Origin of the sequence: Streptomyces sp. SM11 (assembly GCF_002910905.1) — a bacterium.
In the GTDB taxonomy this organism is placed as follows: domain Bacteria; phylum Actinomycetota; class Actinomycetes; order Streptomycetales; family Streptomycetaceae; genus Streptomyces.
On the sequence record NZ_NEUE01000232.1, the window covers coordinates 24,939 to 40,215 of the forward strand.

Annotated in this window: 11 protein-coding genes and 1 pseudogene; 5 read left to right on the plus strand and 7 right to left on the minus strand. The window is 70.2% G+C overall.

The features are described from left to right. Window positions 1–174: 174 nt before the first annotated feature. Genes B9S58_RS24220 through B9S58_RS24235 form a run of 4 tightly spaced genes read right to left on the minus strand, consistent with a single transcriptional unit; the run spans window position 175 to window position 5,313 of the window. Window positions 175–1,011 (minus strand): ATP-binding cassette domain-containing protein, encoded by an 837-nt coding sequence (locus tag B9S58_RS24220; protein ID WP_103534177.1) that lies wholly within the window; start codon window positions 1,009–1,011, stop codon window positions 175–177. Continuing rightward, a complete protein-coding gene (locus B9S58_RS24225; RefSeq protein ID WP_103534178.1) occupies window positions 1,008–2,801 on the minus strand; it encodes a dipeptide/oligopeptide/nickel ABC transporter permease/ATP-binding protein in 1,794 nt (597 codons plus the stop codon). The genes B9S58_RS24220 and B9S58_RS24225 overlap by 4 nt, the downstream gene beginning before the upstream one ends. Beyond that, entirely contained in the window at window positions 2,798–3,739 is a 942-nt protein-coding gene (locus B9S58_RS24230; protein ID WP_103534179.1) for an ABC transporter permease, read from the minus strand. Before B9S58_RS24230 ends, B9S58_RS24225 begins: the two co-directional genes overlap by 4 nt. A gap of 38 nt (window positions 3,740–3,777) precedes the next feature. Next, a complete protein-coding gene (locus B9S58_RS24235; protein ID WP_103534180.1) occupies window positions 3,778–5,313 on the minus strand; it encodes an ABC transporter substrate-binding protein in 1,536 nt (511 codons plus the stop codon). Window positions 5,314–5,449: 136 nt separating this feature from the next. Between B9S58_RS24235 and B9S58_RS24240 the strand changes: the two genes are divergently transcribed. The 3 genes from B9S58_RS24240 (at window position 5,450) to B9S58_RS24250 (ending at window position 11,304) form a co-directional block, all read left to right on the plus strand. Further along, complete coding sequence (locus B9S58_RS24240) at window positions 5,450–7,237, plus strand: substrate-binding domain-containing protein (protein ID WP_103534181.1); 1,788 nt, start codon at window positions 5,450–5,452, stop codon at window positions 7,235–7,237. Window positions 7,238–7,439: 202 nt separating this feature from the next. Further along, entirely contained in the window at window positions 7,440–9,728 is a 2,289-nt protein-coding gene (locus B9S58_RS24245; RefSeq protein ID WP_103534182.1) for a glycoside hydrolase family 3 C-terminal domain-containing protein, read from the plus strand. 298 nt (window positions 9,729–10,026) lie between these two features. Further along, window positions 10,027–11,304 (plus strand): amidohydrolase, encoded by a 1,278-nt coding sequence (locus B9S58_RS24250; protein WP_103534183.1) that lies wholly within the window; start codon window positions 10,027–10,029, stop codon window positions 11,302–11,304. 38 nt (window positions 11,305–11,342) lie between these two features. On the opposite strand, the gene B9S58_RS24255 is transcribed toward B9S58_RS24250, so the two are convergent. Next, entirely contained in the window at window positions 11,343–12,485 is a 1,143-nt protein-coding gene (locus B9S58_RS24255) for a TDT family transporter (RefSeq protein WP_103534184.1), read from the minus strand. Window positions 12,486–12,563: 78 nt separating this feature from the next. On the opposite strand from B9S58_RS24255, the gene B9S58_RS40285 reads away from it, so the two are divergent. Next, the gene (locus tag B9S58_RS40285; protein WP_103534185.1) at window positions 12,564–13,208 is read left to right on the plus strand and encodes a LysR family transcriptional regulator; all 645 of its coding nucleotides are present in this window, start codon (window positions 12,564–12,566) and stop codon (window positions 13,206–13,208) included. A gap of 359 nt (window positions 13,209–13,567) precedes the next feature. Here B9S58_RS40285 and B9S58_RS24265 read toward each other — a convergent pair whose 3' ends face one another. Together B9S58_RS24265 and B9S58_RS24270 are read right to left on the minus strand one after the other, a co-directional pair. Further along, complete coding sequence (locus tag B9S58_RS24265) at window positions 13,568–14,362, minus strand: thioredoxin domain-containing protein (protein WP_103534186.1); 795 nt, start codon at window positions 14,360–14,362, stop codon at window positions 13,568–13,570. Between the two features lie 68 nt (window positions 14,363–14,430). Then, complete coding sequence (locus tag B9S58_RS24270; protein WP_258044962.1) at window positions 14,431–14,880, minus strand: MauE/DoxX family redox-associated membrane protein; 450 nt, start codon at window positions 14,878–14,880, stop codon at window positions 14,431–14,433. A 71-nt stretch (window positions 14,881–14,951) separates the two neighbouring features. Between B9S58_RS24270 and B9S58_RS24275 the strand changes: the two are divergent. Beyond that, a pseudogene (locus B9S58_RS24275) lies at window positions 14,952–15,277 on the plus strand (transposase); the annotation flags it as partial.

Here is a 15,277-nt window from a genome sequence, read left to right on the forward strand (position 1 = left end):
GTGAATCTCATAGCTTCCCGACCGTCTCGCTGGACTTGAAATCCCCGGGCGAGGTATCTGACGCTCGCGAGGCAGCGTCCTGATGGGGGTGGGGGCCCGCGCCGACAGCTTCCGATGCGGACCCCCGTCGCGGTACGGCGGACGTCAGGACGCCGTACCGCAGCTTGTTCCGCCTCACTCCGTGGCGGGGGTCAGCTGCCGCCGTTGGGCGCGGCGCTGTGCCTGCAGGTCGGGGTCGGGAAGCGGAGAGGCCATCAGCAGTCTCTGGGTGTAGGGGTGCTGTGGCTCGGTGGTGACCTGTGCGCCGTCCCCCTCCTCAACGATGTCGCCCCGGTAGAGCACAGCGACGCGGTGGCTCAGGTGCCGTACGACAGCTAGATCGTGGGAGATGAACAGGTAGGCGACACCGGATGCCTGCTGGATCTCCTTCAGCAGTTCCAGGACTCGGGCCTGGGTGGTGAGGCCGAGGGCCGATACGGGTTCGTCGCACACGATGAGCGCCGGTTCGAGCGCGAGGGCGCGGGCGATGGCGATTCGTTGCCGCTGGCCTCCGGAGAACTCGCGGGGCAGGCGACGGGCCGAGTCACGGGACAGCCCGACCCGTTCCAGCAGTTCGGCCACGCGTGCGTGGGCTTTCGCCGGGTCGGTCGCTCGGGTAGCCGTCAGTGGTTCGGTGAGGATGTCACCGATGGTCTGTACCGGGTTCAGGGATCCGTGCGGGTCCTGGAAGACGGCCTGGATGTCCGTGGCCAGGGCCCGGCGGGAGCGACGGTCGAGCCGGGCGATGCTGCGGTCGCGGAAGCGGATGTCCCCGCCGGTGACCGGGGCCAGGCCTAGGATGGCCCGGCCCAGCGTGGTCTTGCCGGAGCCTGATTCGCCCACGACGCCGAGGGTCTCGCCGGGCCCGATGTCGAGGCTGACGCCATGGAGGATCCGGGTGGGTCGGGCGCGGAACCCACGGCCGGGGTAGGACACCTCGAGGGCTTCGACGGTCAGCAGTGGGGCGGTCATTCGGACACCTCGGCGGGGGCGGGTTCGGTCGTCGGTGTGCCGGCGGGGAGAGTGCCCGCGCTCCACGGCTCCCTCGCGGGTCCGCCGTCGAGGATGGCCGCGAGGAGCGACCTCGTGTAGGGGTGCGCGGGTTCGTGGAAGATCGCGCGTACCGGCCCTGTCTCGACGATCCGGCCGGCTTTCATCACCGACACCGTGTCGCACAGGTCCGCGACGACACCGAAGTTGTGCGTCACCAGCAGGATCGCCATGTCGTGCTCGTCACGCAGACCGCGCAGCAGGTCGAGTACCTCGGCTTGGATCGTGACGTCCAGTGCCGTGGTCGGTTCGTCGGCGATGAGGAGGTCGGGGCCGCAGGAGACGGCGCCCGCGATGAGAACCCGTTGTGCCATTCCGCCGGAGATCTGGTGGGGGTAGGAGGCGAACACCCGGGTGGGGTCGTCGAGGCCGACCCTGGCGAGGAGTTCGAGTGCCCGGGTCCTGGCCTGGGACCGTGACATCCCCAGGTGCAGCCTCAGCGGTTCGGTCAGCTGCTCGCCGATGGTGAAGGACGGGTCCAGGTTCGCCATCGGTTCCTGGGGGATGTAGGCGATCCGCCGGCCGCGCAGGGCCGCCAGTGTCTTCTCGGATGCCCCGGCCAGCTCCGTACCGTGATACAGGACGGAGCCCGCGGTGACCTGTCCGCCGTCGGAGAGCACGCCGAGGACGGCGAACGCGGTCTGTGTCTTGCCCGAGCCTGATTCGCCGACCAGGCCGTGGATCTCGCCGTGTCGTACTCGCAAGCCGACGCCTCGGACCACCTCCGTCGTCCCGCCCCGGGGCTGGGCGTAGCCGACCCGCAGGTCCGTGACCTCCAGGACGTCCTCGGTGTTCGTGGCCGGGGCCGCGTGGACGATCGGCGCGTGCTCGTCGTGGGCCCAGGGAGTCGCTGCGGCCTCGGCGTCGCCCTCCGCGGTGGCGTCGTGCTCCGCCCGGTTTCCGGATCCGGACTCCAGAGCGTCCCGCAGGGCGTTCGCGAGGAGTACGCATGCCACGCAGACCAGTCCGATCGCGGCGCTGGGCCACAGCATGAGCAGCGGCGCGGTGTAGATGCTGCGGAAGCCGTCGTTGAGCATCGTGCCCCAGGTCACGATGTTCGGGTCGCCCAGGCCGATGAACTCGAGCCCGGCCTGGAGCGCGACCGCGGCGCCGGCGACCATCGCGCCCTGGATGATGACGGGCGTGCGCACCACGGTCAGGATGTGCCGACGGATGATCCGGGCGTCGGTCAGCCCCGCGACGCGGGCCGCGTCGACGTACAGTTCCTCGCGGACCCGCAGGACGGCCGTGCGCACCAAGCGGTAGAACACCGGGGTGATCAGGATGCCGATGATGGTCATGGACGACCACAGGCCCGGGCCGATCACCGCGCGCGCGGCCAGCAGCACGATCATTCCCGGCAACGCCATCAGCAGGCCGAACGCCCAGTCCGCCATGGTGTCGAACCAGCCGCGGAAGTAGCCGCTGACCAGTCCGGCGCTGATGCCGATGACGGACGACACTCCGAGCGTGAGGGCCGCGCCGGAGAGGCTGTACCGGCCTGCGTACAGCAGGTTCGACAGTACGTCGCCACCGCTGGTGTCGGTACCGAGGAGGTGCTGACCGCCGGGCGCCTCCAGTGCGCGCGCGATGTCGCCGGTGTGCGCTGCGTACGGTGCCAGCCAGGGTGCGAGCACAGCGGAGAGCACCGCCATCGCGAGGACGAGCACCGAGGCGAACCCCAGGGGGTTGCGGAGGAGACCGCGCTTCATATCTGCCTCGCCTTCGGAGTGAGCCAGCCCTGCGCCAGGTCGGTGAGGAGGTTGATGATGACCACCATCACCGTGGTCATCACGACCAGGCCCATGATCGTCGGCAGGTCTCCGCCGCCGGTGGCGGTGATCGCGTACTGCCCGATGCCGGGGAGCGCGAAGATCTGCTCGATGATGACAGCGCCGCCGAGCAGCCCGATCGTCTGCAGGCTCAGCACGGTGAGCGCCGCCCCGGCAGCGTTGCGCAGGACGTGGCGGAACAGGATGCGGCGCGCCGGCAGCCCGCGGGTGCGCAGCGTACGGACCCAGTCCTGGCGCAGGGTGTCCAGGACGGCACCGCGGATCTGCTGTGTCAGGTTGACCGTGCTGCTGAGGGCCAGCGCGATCACCGGCAGGGTGACCGCGCGCAGCCATTGCGTGGGGCTGTCACCGAGCGGCGTGTACCCGGTCGCGGCGAACAGCTTGAGCTGGACCGCGAAGACGGTGACGAGGAGCAGGGCGACGACGAAGCCCGGCAGGGCGATGCCGATGACCGACATGCCTTGCACGATCCGGTCTACAGTGCCGCCGCGGGTGGCCGCCCACACGCCGAGCACCGCGGACAGCACCACGGTCAGGAGGGTCGTGCCCAGGACCAGGGACAGGGTCACCGGCAACCGGTTGCCGATGCCCTCTGCCACGGTTTCGCCAGTGAACCAGGAACGGCCGAGGTCGCCGTGCAGAGCCCCCGAGGCCCAGTTCGCGAACTGGGTCCACACCGGTTCGTCCAGTCCCAGTTCGGCGGACTTGGCCGCGATCTGCTCCTGGGTCGCGCCGCCTCCGAGGATCCGTCGGACTACGTCGCCGGACCCGGCGTAGAGCAGAAGGAAGGACAGGGAGGTGACGGCCATCAGCAGGACCAGCCCGGACAGCAGTCTTCTTCGTAGATAGGCGAGCATGGATGGCTCCGGTCGTGCGCGGGGGGTGTCGGCGGGGTTCAGGACGCGGGCGCGAAGCCGAGCAGGTTCGGTGAGGCCCAGCCTTTGAGCAGTGTGACGCTGGTGTCCGGGTCGGTGGCCCACGCGTTGGTGATCCGGTACCAGGGTGCGAACCACGCCTCGTCGGTGAGATGGGCGTTGAGCTTGACGAGGGTGTCCTTCCGGCTGGTGTCGTCGCCGTTGCGGTACTCGTCGATCAGGCCGGTCAGCTTGGGGTCGGTCACGTGGTACGGATTGAACTGGGAGTCCGGCTGCAGCAGCAGCTGGATCATGAGCCAGGGTTCGCCGGCCTGGAACTGGAAGTAGGATGCCGGGTACTTGGCCGCCAGCAGATCGGTCAGGACGTTGGGGCCGCCGTCGGCGAGTTCGGCGGTGATGCCGACCGCCGCGAGCTGCTGCTTGACCGACTGGAGCAGCGGCCCGGCACCGGGAAGGGTCGGGAGGGTGATCTTCACACCGGAGGTGTGTCCGGCCTCGGCCAGCAGCCGCTTGGCCTTGGCCGGGTCGTAGGCCCACTTGCTCTCCAGCGACGGGTCCAGCGGGCCGCCGTCAGGACCGGCGAACATCTGGCTCGTGACGGTGCCCTGTCCCTGGGCGACCGCCTTGAGTAGGGCCTTGCGGTCGAACGACAGGTTGATCGCCTGCCGGACCCGCTTGTCGGCCAGTGCCGGAGCGGCCTTGCCCTCGCGGTCGAACAGGAACAGCCCGGCGATGTCGAGTTGCTGCGTGGCGACCTTCCAGCCGCTCTGCTTCGCCTGCTCGCCGGTGGTTCCGTTGGCGGAGGCGGCGTTCACCTGGCCGGTGCGGATCGCGTTGACCATCGCGTTGGGATCGGAGAAGACCTTGATGTCGACCTGCCCGTAGCGCACGGCCGAGGCGTTCCAGTAGTCCGGGTTCTTCTTGTAGACGTAGGTCGACCCGATGACCGTGGACGGATCGAGCGTGTACGGGCCGGTCCCGACCGGCTTCGTGCCCTCGTCGGCGCCGCCGAACGTCTTCGGTGCCTCCATGTAGGCGGCCGAGGTCCCCAGTGCGGACAGGATGCCGGGGTCCTTCTGCTTCAGGGAGAGGACCAGGGTCTGCGGGTCCTGGACCGTGATGTCGCTCACCGCCTGCAGCGTCTTGGCGTTGGTGCCCGCCTTGATGTTCCGGTCCAGGTTCGCCTTGGCCGCGGCCGCGTCGAAGACCTCTCCGTTGGTGAACTTCACACCGGTACGAAGAGTCAGGGTGAGCTTGGTCTCTGTCTGGTCGTAGGCCCACTTGGTCGCCAGCCCCGGCTGGGGCGTTCCATCGGGGCCGAGGACGAGCAGGGAGTCGTACACCGGCTGGTAGAAGAGGGTCTGCCCACCGGTCACCGGGGCGGACGCGGACAGTGACTGGGGCGCGAGGGACTGGCCGATCGTCAGCTTCGCCGCGGTCTGGCCGCTGGGCTTCGTGGCCGAGCCGGGCGAGTCGGACGGGCCGCTACAGGCGGTGAGGGCCAGTGCGGTGGCCATGAGGAGAAGGGCCGGCTTGCCGCTGAGGGTCGGCTTCATACAGGACTCCTGGAAGAGGACTTTCCGGAATGTGGCTGGAAGCTACCACCAAACTTCGAACGAATGAAAGGTTTTCAACTGGTCGTTTCCGCCCTGCCAGCAGCGCGGCCGGTGTCGGCGGGCACAATCTCTTTCCATGAACTCCGTCCCCGGCATCCCCGGAAAGCGCCGCGGCCCCTACCGCAAGTCCGCCGAGCGCCGTCACGAGATCCTGGACGCGGCGGTGACGGCCTTCGCGCGCGGCGGCCACCGCGGCGCCTCGATCCGGGAGATCTCCGAGATGGTCGGGATGAGTGCGCCCGGACTGCTGCATCACTTCGGCTCGAAGGAGGCGCTGCTGATCGAGGTCCTGCGTCACCGTGACGAGCTGGACCTCGGAGCCGGGTACCCGGACGGGCGCAGCGGCCTGGAAGCGCTGCTCTGGCTGGTCGAGAGAATGCGGCGCAACGCGGACAACAGAGGTCTTGTTGAGCTGTACTGCGTGCTTTCGGCGGAGGCGGCCTCGCCGGATCACCCCGCGCACGTCTACTACGTCCAGCGGTACGAGTGGCTGCGCGACTACACGTCTCTCGCCTATGGGGCTCTCAACGCGAGGGGCGCGCTGCGGCCGGGGGTACGGCCGGCCTCCGCCGCGCGGGCGACCATCGCCGTGATGGACGGCCTGCAGGTCCAGTGGCTGCTCAACCCGGTGGCCGTGGACATGGCCGAGGAACTCCTCGCGCACCTGCGCACCCAGGTGACCGAGGAGGCGTGGCGGGTCGCGGGGCGGGAGGCCGGCGCACCCGGTGGCGGGCCGCAGTCCGTGCCGCAGGGACGGGGAGCCGTGGGATCGCCGTCCGCGCTGCAGTCCCACGGTCCTGAAGTCCTGCCTCGGGATGGAGTGGCCGGCGCATCAGGGGAGTTCGGCGCGCACGCCGTCACCATTCAGGACATCGCCCGGCTCACCGGAGTCTCGACCGCCTCGGTGTCACGGGCACTGAACGACCGGCCGGGCGTCTCGGCCTCGACGCGGGACGCGGTGCTGCGGGTCGCCGCCGAGCACGGATTCAGCGGGAACGCGAGCGCAAGGGCCCTGAAATCCGGGCTGACCGGCCGGATCGCCTTCCAGGTGCCCTGGGTGAAGGTCGAGTACTGCGGCAGGATCCTGGAGGGTGCGGCCCGGGTGCTGCGCGACACCGGGCACAGTCTGTCGGTCATCACCACCGGCGTGGAGGAGAGCGAGCTGGCGGAGACCGTCGGGCGGCTGAACCGCACCCGCTTCGACGGCGCGATCCAGGTGCTGCCCTTCGGCGCGCCGGAGCGGTTCCGGGAACTGGCCGCGTCCGGATTCCCGCTGATCCAGGTGGACCCGGCGGTGGACCTTGCCCTGCCGTTCCCTGCCGTGGTGTGTGACAACGTCAGCGGCGGCCGGCAGGCGGCGGAGCACCTGCTGCGGCTCGGGCACCGCGAGATCGGAGTCCTGGCCGGCCGGCCGGAGGCCCTGCTCGCCACCGTGGGCCGTCTGCGCGGCTTCCGCGAGGCACTGGCCACCGCTGGAGTTCTGGTGGACCCGGCGTACGTGCGCTACGCGCGCATGGAGGTGGAGGACGGTTTCATGGCCGCGACCTCGCTGCTGTCGGTGCCTTACCGGCCGACGGCCGTGTTCGCGTTCAACGACCGGATGGCGGCGGGCGTCCTGCGGGCGGCGCAGTCCCTCGGTATCGACGTGCCTGGTGAGCTGTCGGTGGTCGGCTTCGACGACCAGGAGTCGGCCGCCCTCGTGACACCATCGCTGACCACGGTGCGCCAGCCGCTGGAACGGCTGGGGGCCACCGCCGCGCGCGTGCTGCTGGACTGGATCGGCGGAACCGACCCCGGTACCGCGTCCAGGACGCTGCCCGTCGAACTCGTCGTCCGGGGGAGCACGGCCCACGTTTCGCGCTGAGGGCGCCCCGGTGGCGGAGCCGGAGGGAAGTCGTGTGTGCGGCCGCCGGTTCCGGCCCGGAGCGCGGGGTCGGAAGTTCCCGGACGGATCCTTCTAGCCGTTGCGGGTATTCCTGTGCCACGATCGTAAACGTTTACGTTCGAGGCGGGCTCCCGCCCGCGAACGGCCGAAAGTTTGCGCTTCGGCCGCCGAAGGAGCATCCATGTCTGACCACCGCCCCGATGCCGCTGCCCGCGTACGTGACCTGACGCTGGAACAGAAGGCCGCCCTGACCTCGGGCCGGGACTTCTGGCACCTGCAGGATCTGCCCGAGGCTGATGTTCCCTCGGTGATGGTCGCCGACGGGCCGCACGGTCTGCGCAAGCAGCCAAAGGACGCCGATCCGATCGGGCTGGGCACCAGCCTGCCCGCCACCTGCTTCCCGCCGGCCGTCACCCTCGGATCGTCCTGGGACCCGGACCTGACCCGCAGGGTCGGCCGCGCGCTGGGGCGTGAGGCCCGTGCGGCGCGGGTTTCGGTCCTGCTGGGTCCCGGAGTGAACATCAAGCGGTCGCCGTTGTGCGGACGCAACTTCGAGTACTTCTCCGAGGACCCGTTCCTGGCCGGCCGCGTCGCCGCCGCCTACGTCCACGGTGTCCAGGAGCTGGGGGTCGGCACCTCGCTGAAGCACTTCGCGGCCAACAACCAGGAGACGGACCGCATGCGGGTCAGCGCCGACATCGACGAGCGGACGTTGCGCGAGATCTATCTGCCCGCGTTCGAGTACGTGGTGAAGGACGCCCAGCCGCGTACTGTCATGTGCGCGTACAACAAGCTCAACGGCACCTACACCGCCGAGCACCGCTGGCTGCTGACCGGACTTCTCCGCGAGGAATGGGGATTCGAGGGTCTGGTGGTCTCGGACTGGGGTGCCGTCAACGACCGCGTCGCCGCGATCGCGGCCGGCCTCGACATCGAGATGCCGCCGTCGCACAGCGACCACCTGATCGTCGAAGCGGTACGGGACGGGCGCCTGGACGAGACGGCCGTCGACACCGCGGCCCGCCGGGTGCTGGAACTCCTCGACGCAACCGAGGCGACCCGCCACGCGTTCGAGGACCCCGACTACGACGCCCACCACGCCCTGGCCCGCGAAGCCGCGTCCGCCGGCGCGGTCCTGCTGAAGAACGACGACGGCCTGCTGCCGCTGAACCCGACCGGTATCCGCAAGCTCGCGGTCATCGGCGAGTTCGCCCGGACCCCGCGCTACCAGGGCGCCGGCAGCTCCCAGGTCGTCCCCACCCGGGTGGACACCGCCCTCGAAGCTCTCACCGACACCCTAGGCGCCGACCGCGTCACCTTCACTCCCGGCTTCGCCCTGGACGGGGTCCCGGACCCCGGCCTCGTGGCCGCGGCCGTCGCCGCAGCCCGCGACGCCGACACCGTGGTCGTCTTCCTCGGCCTTCCGCAGAGCGCCGAGTCGGAGGGGTATGACCGCGCGCACATGGACCTTCCCGCGCACCAGCTCGAACTGCTCGCCGCGGTGCACGAGGTGAACCCCCGCACCGTCGTCGTCCTGTCCAACGGCTCGGCCGTCTCCGTCAGCCCCTGGCAGCGCCACGCGGCGGCCCTGCTCGAAGGGTGGCTCCTCGGCCAGGCCGGCGGCACGGCGACCGCGGACCTGCTGTTCGGTCGTACGGAGCCGGGAGGCCGGCTCACCGAGACCATTCCGGTGCGGCTGGAGGACAACCCCTCGCACCTGCACTTCCCCGGCGGGGAGCAGCGCGTCCGCTACGCGGAGGGCGTCTTCGTCGGCTACCGCTACTACGACACCCTCGACGTGCCCGTGGCGTACCCGTTCGGGTTCGGGCTCGGCTACACCACTTTCACCGTCGCCGACGGCGGCCCGCGCGTGGCCCGGACGGACGCGAACACCTTCGACGTCGAGGTGGACATCACGAACACCGGTGACAGAGCGGGCAGTCAGGTGGTCCAGCTCTACGTCCACGACGCCGAGAGCCCGGTCGGGCGCCCGGAGCAGGAACTCAAGGGCTTCGCCAAGCTGACCCTGGCACCGGGCGAGACCGGGACGGCCCGCTTCCGCCTGGACGAGCGCGCCTTCGCCTACTGGTCGTCCGCCGAGAGCCGCTGGAAGGTCGAACCAGGGACGGCCCAGCTACGTGTCGGCTTCTCCAGCCGTGACATCCGCGCCACCCACGAGGTCACCACCGAGGGCAACCGGCCGGCGGACGCACCCCGCCTGGACGCCATGTCGACGGTGCTCGACTGGCTGTCCGACCCGGTCGGAGCGGAGATCCTCATGCCCCTGCTCAACAAGATAGGCGAGGGCGCCGAGCGGGAGATGCCCCCGGAAGCGCGGAAGATGCTGGCGCAGCTGCCGATGTCCAAGATCGCGCTGTTCACCGGCCAGTCGGCCGCCGCGACCGCCGAACTGGTCGAGCGCTACCGCACCGCGCTCGACACCGAGGCCGCCCCGTCGACAGCCGGCTGACCCCGCCGCCCGGCTCGATGACGCGCCCGCCTGGCCTCGCGCCCTGAGACCCGCCTGGACCGACCCACCACCAGGACCCGGGGCAAGGCCAGCCCGTCCTCCAGGCTCCGGCGCCTCCCGACGACGAGGCACCGGAGCCGGCGGACACGCACCTTGCAGGACCAGGACCGGTGGTGACCTCGACGGCGGCCCCTCCGGGCTTGGACCGCCCGGCGCCGGACACCCCGGCGCGGACGCGGCACCGTGCCGACACCGGCCGGCCTTCTGGCCCCGTACGACCGAATCGAAGGAGCCCCTCATGACCACCACCGACACCACCGCACCCCTGCTGTCCGGCCTCACCGACCGCCTTCCGGGACTGCGCGCCCTCTACGAGGATCTGCACGCCCACCCCGAACTGGCCTTCCGGGAGTTCCGCACCGCCGGCATCGTCGCCGCCCGGCTGCGTGACCAGGGCTGGGAGGTGACCGAGGGCGTCGGCCGTACCGGCGTCGTCGGCGTCCTCGCCAACGGCGCGGGGCCCGTCGTGCTGCTCCGCGCCGACATGGACGGTCTGCCCGTCAGGGAACAGACCGGCCTGCCGTACGCCTCCACCGGCACCGGCACCGATCCGCAGGGCAAGGAGGTGCCCGTCATGCACGCCTGCGGCCACGACATGCACGTCACCTGCCTCCTCGGTGCGACCGCCCAGCTCGCCGCCACCCGAGAGCACTGGTCGGGCACGGTGGTCGCCGTGTTCCAGCCGGCCGAAGAGGTCGGCGGCGCGCCCGCGATGATCGAGGACGGCTTCCTGGACTGGTTCCCGCGCGCCGAGGTGTGCCTGGGACAGCATGTGTTCCCCGCCCCTGTCGGATACGCCGTCACCCGCCCGGGCCCGTTCATGGCGTCCGCCGACAACCTGCGGATCCGCCTTCACGGTCGCGGCGGCCACGGCTCCACCCCCGAGATGTCCGTCGACCCGGTCGTCATGGCCGCCGCGGTGGTGATGCGGCTCCAGACCATCGTTTCCCGCGAGATCGGCGCCTCTCAGGCGGCGGTCGTCACGGTCGGTTCCCTCCACGCCGGCACCAAGGGCAACATCATCCCGGAGACCGCGGACCTGGAGGTCAACCTCCGCAGCTTCACCCCACCGGTCCGCGACCGGCTCCTGACCGCGATCGAGCGCATCGTCCGGGCCGAGGCCGCCGCCTCCAACGCGCCGAAGGACCCCGAGTTCACCCGCCTGGAATCCTTCCCCCTGACGGTCAACGACCCGGAGACCACCACGATCGTCCACGCCCGCCTCACCGAGGCTCTCGGCCAGGACCACGTCGTGACGCTGCCCCAGCCGCTGAACGCGGGCGAGGACTTCGGCGTCTTCGGCACCGCACTCGGCGTCCCCTCCGTCTACTGGCAGTTCGGCGGCGCGGACCCCGCCCTCTTCGCCGGCATCACCGAACCCGACCACCTGCACGTGAACGGCCTGCCCGACACCGTCCCCGCCAACCACTCCCCGTTCTACGCACCCGTGCCCGACCCCACCATCGAGATCGGCGTCACCAACCTCCTCGCCGTCGCTGCCCACTGGCTGAGGTAGCGGACGCGCGGAGGGCGCGTCCCGGGCGCAGGAGGGGGCTAACGGGGCGGGAGGAACAGGCCGCCCCGTCCGGCGCCGATCGCGGTGCGGGCCGCGGTGACGGCCCAGGCTCCCAGCAACAGGACGTAGAGGGCCGCGGCCATCCACGTGTAGAGGGAGAGGCCGGTGTGCAGCGCCAGTCCCGATGCCCCGGTGACGCACGTTCCCACGGGGAAGGTGAACCCCCACCAGGTCAGCGCGAAGGGCATCCTGTTCGCGACGGCGTTCACGGTGACGGCGGCGGACAGCGCCATCCACATCATCGCGAATCCCATGACGGGCACGCCGTAGATGATCGCGAACATCCGTAGTGCGGAGGCGAGCTGCGCGTCCACTGCTCCGCAGCACACGTCGCCGAGCGAGTTGACGGCCGTGGTGGACTGGCCGAGGGGGCCGAGCACGAGCCAGAGAGTGGGGGTCATCTGGAGCGGGCCCACCTTGTGCTGGACCAGTTTCGACCACACGGTGGGCAGGATGAGCAGCGTCGCCATCAGGCTGAGCCCGAACATCGCGTAGCAGCCCAGCAGCATCGCCTGTCGCCACTGGCCGGCGGGCAGATGAGGGATCAGCAAGGGACCGGTGGCCGCGGAGACCATGGGTGCCACGATGGGCAGCAGCCAGGCGGTCGAGGCGTTGCGCAGTCTCACCTCGTAGGCGGTGATCATCAGGAACGGCACGGCCACGGCCACCAGAAGGCCCAGAGCGGTACCGGAGACCCACAGGGTCCAGGACAGCACCAGTGCGGCATCGGCGCCGATGACGTCCTTGCCGACCAGCAGAGTGCCCGCCCCCACGGCGAGCAGGGCCATGGGAGGGCATCCGTAGAAGGGTGCGACAGCCGGGTCGAATAGATGGGCGCGCGCCTGGTCCGGATGACGGGTGAAGTGGACCGCGCGGGCGGCCAGAAGGGCGACGAGCATGGCCAGCGACAGCGCCCACACGGCTGTGGCGAAGGTCCGCAGGCCTGTGACATGGACCGGCAGGGTCGCGCCGGCGTTCGCCACGATGGCCGTGCCCATCACCGAGGCGTACCAGTTCGGGCCCAGATGGCGGAATGCCTCGCGTGGGTGTGACAGCTCGCCCAGCAGACGCCGGGGGGCGGTCTCCCGGGGAGTGACGCCCAGTGGATCAGAGAGGGGCATGAGGTCACAGTGAAGTACCCCTTCACCGGGCGCCACACGACATCTCGTCGCAATACTTGCAGAACCAGCAATCTGTCCATGAGATCGGTACGCCGGATCTCCGACCTCACCTCAGTCGAGCTGCTGCTGCTGGCCGTGGCCGAGCAGGGCGGTCTCGGTACGGCCGCGCAGCAACTCGGTACCATCGAGTCAGCCGTGTTGGCCCGAGTGCGGGCCGTGGAGCACCAGATCGGGGTGGGACTCGTGGAGCGTTGCTTCAGCGGTTTACGGCTGACCCCGGCAGGCTCCGTGGCTGCCGGGGGCCGGTCCGTTCCGGAACACGCGGCTTCCCTCGCCACGGGACGCGAATCGTTGCGGGCGCGGCGCGACAACCAGCTGTGTGACGGCGAGCCTCAGTACCTGTCCACGTCCTCGCCGGTCGTCCTACGGCGGGAGCAGCTCGGCGTGCTCATCGCGCCGAGCGTCGACGACTTCCGTTCTGCCGCCGAGAAGATCCCAGTCGACACGCCTCATGTCGGTTTCACCGAGAGTCCCACCGGGCCTCGACGCAGGCGTCGGTGCCAGGGACCGACTCGTGGTCGTCACAGCCCCGTAGTATCCGTGGCCGAGCGTCGCACACCCGTCACGGCTCAGGACTTGGCCCGCACCTCTCCGCTCAGGCCCGAGCAGGGCCCTGGTACCCGCCCAGGCCCGGGCCGTTCAAAGAGGCCCAGAGGCGCATAGGGTGCCGTCGCTGGAACTGGCCTCCACCGCTGCGGTGAACCCGATGGTGGAGGGTGCGGGGCCCAGCCGTCATGAGCAGCCTCGCGGTCCAGACGATGTACGCGTCCGGCGCCTGGTGGCGGTCACGGTCGATGCCGTCGACCGTGACCTGGGTGCTGCGCGACGTGTGGCCGACCGGGCAACGTCTCCAGGGCCGGCCGGCGACTTCCTGGCGAGAGCCCGGTGCGACCGCTGGAGCGCTCCGGGAGAGGCCTGAGCCTCGGACCGACTCGCAGGGCCCTGAAGAAGGCTCCTCGCCCCAGGTCCTGCCGCGCTACCTGGGGGACTCCCCGCCCGGAGGGCAGCCGGCCGGCTCCCGCTCACCGGCCGGTCTTCGCCTGTGCCGCAGTGTCGACCAGCTGGGTGAGACGTTCCGCGGTGAGCGGGTGCTGCGGGTCCTTCAGGAGGTCGGTCTTTCCGCCATCGAGGAACATGGCGGGCGTCCCCTGGATCGCGGTCTGCCGGTCGAACGACTGTTGCACCTTCTTCGCCCAGGTGTCGTGCGTTCCCGCCCTGACGCGCTCGGCGAATTCGGGGGTGTTCAGGCCGTCGATCCCGTCGGCCAGGGTGAGTAGAAGATCCTTGTTCCCGAAGGCGTCGTCCGTTTCCTCCGGCTGGTTGTCGAAGAGGACGTCGTGGTACTCGCGGAACTTGCCCGCCTCCTGCGCCGCGGCGGCAGCGCTGGCCGCCCGCAGTGAGCCCTTGCCCGGGACGATGTTGTCGACCAGAGACAGCACGTGGTACTCCACTCGGAGCTTTCCCTCGTCCTGAAGCTCGTTGATTGTCGGCCCGAGTCTGTCCTCCACCTGCCCGCAGCCCGGGCACCGGAAGTCCTCGTAGACCGCGAGCGTCACGGGGGCGTCGTCCTTCCCCGTCGGAATGACCAGTCCTTGCGGACCGGCAGCTCCTTGAGGGACCACGACAGGCCGGTCGTCTCCCTCCTTGTACGACTGCACGGCGATCGTCACGGCCACCACCGTGGCCAGCGTGGTGGCGGCCACGCCGGTCCGGACGAGCGTCTTCCTGCGGCGGGCGCGTTCGGCCTTCTGCCGGCGTAGGGCGGCGAGTCGCGCGCGGGCGCTGCCGGCGGCGGGGGAACGGCGGGGCTTGACCATCGGACAACCAATCGTGATGCACGGGAAGAGAAGCGTGCGCATGTGCGCTGGGGAGAGGTCGGCAGGGATCAGGGCAGCACGGCATCGACCGACAGTCGGGTGCGCGGGCGCCGGATCAGCAGCACGCTCAGGGACAGAAACGCCAGGTCGCGGATGATCTCCCTGGCGTACTGGGTCTGACCGGGATCAACCGCTCCGCCTCCGCCGAAACACCCGCAGTCGATGCTCATCCCCCGGGCCCACGCCTGGATGATCGCCACGAGGAACGCTACAAGCAGAAGGGCGGAGAGCGCTGCGGCGAATCTCGTCATCAACCCGGTGGCCAGCAGCACGGCCAGTGCGAGCTCCAGGACCGGAAGGCCGTAGCCGACCGCATGGACCAGCCCCTCGGGAAGAGCGCGGTAGGCGCGGACGGCGTACACCGAAGTCTCCGGATGCAGGAACATCGCCCAGCCGGCCCAGCACCACACACCGGCCAGAGCGATACGCGCACCCGTGCCGATCCACGGAGAGCGCAAGAGCGACAACCAGTGTCTGCCTGAACCGCCCCGTGTCGAATAGAGACTCGATTTCATGAAAGGATCGAGTCATGGCACGACCTTCCCGTTATCCGCTTGAGCTCCGCCGTCGTGCGGTGCGCATGGCCGCCGAGGTGCGCGGCGACTACCCGACCGAGACGGCCGCCCTGCAGGCGGTCGCGGAGAAGCTCGGTATCGGCTCCCGCGAGACGCTGCGGAACTGGATCAAGCAGCACGAGATCGACGCGGGGACACGGCCGGGGACGACGACGGAGGAATCGGCCCAGCTCAAGGCGCTGAAGAAGGAGGTCGCCGAGCTGAAGCGGGCGAACGAGATCCTGAAGGCGGCGGCGAGTTTCTTCGCGGCCGAGCTCGACCGGCCACACACACGCTCGTA

Bases quoted from the DNA above. Each gene is read 5' to 3' on its own strand.
- B9S58_RS24225 (WP_103534178.1), bottom strand. From the start codon at position 2,801: ATGAAGCGCGGTCTCCTCCGCAACCCCCTGGGGTTCGCCTCGGTGCTC.
- B9S58_RS24230 (WP_103534179.1), bottom strand. From the start codon at position 3,739: ATGCTCGCCTATCTACGAAGAAGACTGCTGTCCGGGCTGGTCCTGCTG.
- B9S58_RS24245 (WP_103534182.1), top strand. From the start codon at position 7,440: ATGTCTGACCACCGCCCCGATGCCGCTGCCCGCGTACGTGACCTGACG.
- B9S58_RS24240 (WP_103534181.1), top strand. From the start codon at position 5,450: ATGAACTCCGTCCCCGGCATCCCCGGAAAGCGCCGCGGCCCCTACCGC.
- B9S58_RS24235 (WP_103534180.1), bottom strand. From the start codon at position 5,313: ATGAAGCCGACCCTCAGCGGCAAGCCGGCCCTTCTCCTCATGGCCACC.
- B9S58_RS40285 (WP_103534185.1), top strand. From the start codon at position 12,564: ATGAGATCGGTACGCCGGATCTCCGACCTCACCTCAGTCGAGCTGCTG.
- B9S58_RS24220 (WP_103534177.1), bottom strand. From the start codon at position 1,011: ATGACCGCCCCACTGCTGACCGTCGAAGCCCTCGAGGTGTCCTACCCC.
- B9S58_RS24250 (WP_103534183.1), top strand. From the start codon at position 10,027: ATGACCACCACCGACACCACCGCACCCCTGCTGTCCGGCCTCACCGAC.
- B9S58_RS24255 (WP_103534184.1), bottom strand. From the start codon at position 12,485: ATGCCCCTCTCTGATCCACTGGGCGTCACTCCCCGGGAGACCGCCCCC.
- B9S58_RS24265 (WP_103534186.1), bottom strand. From the start codon at position 14,362: ATGGTCAAGCCCCGCCGTTCCCCCGCCGCCGGCAGCGCCCGCGCGCGA.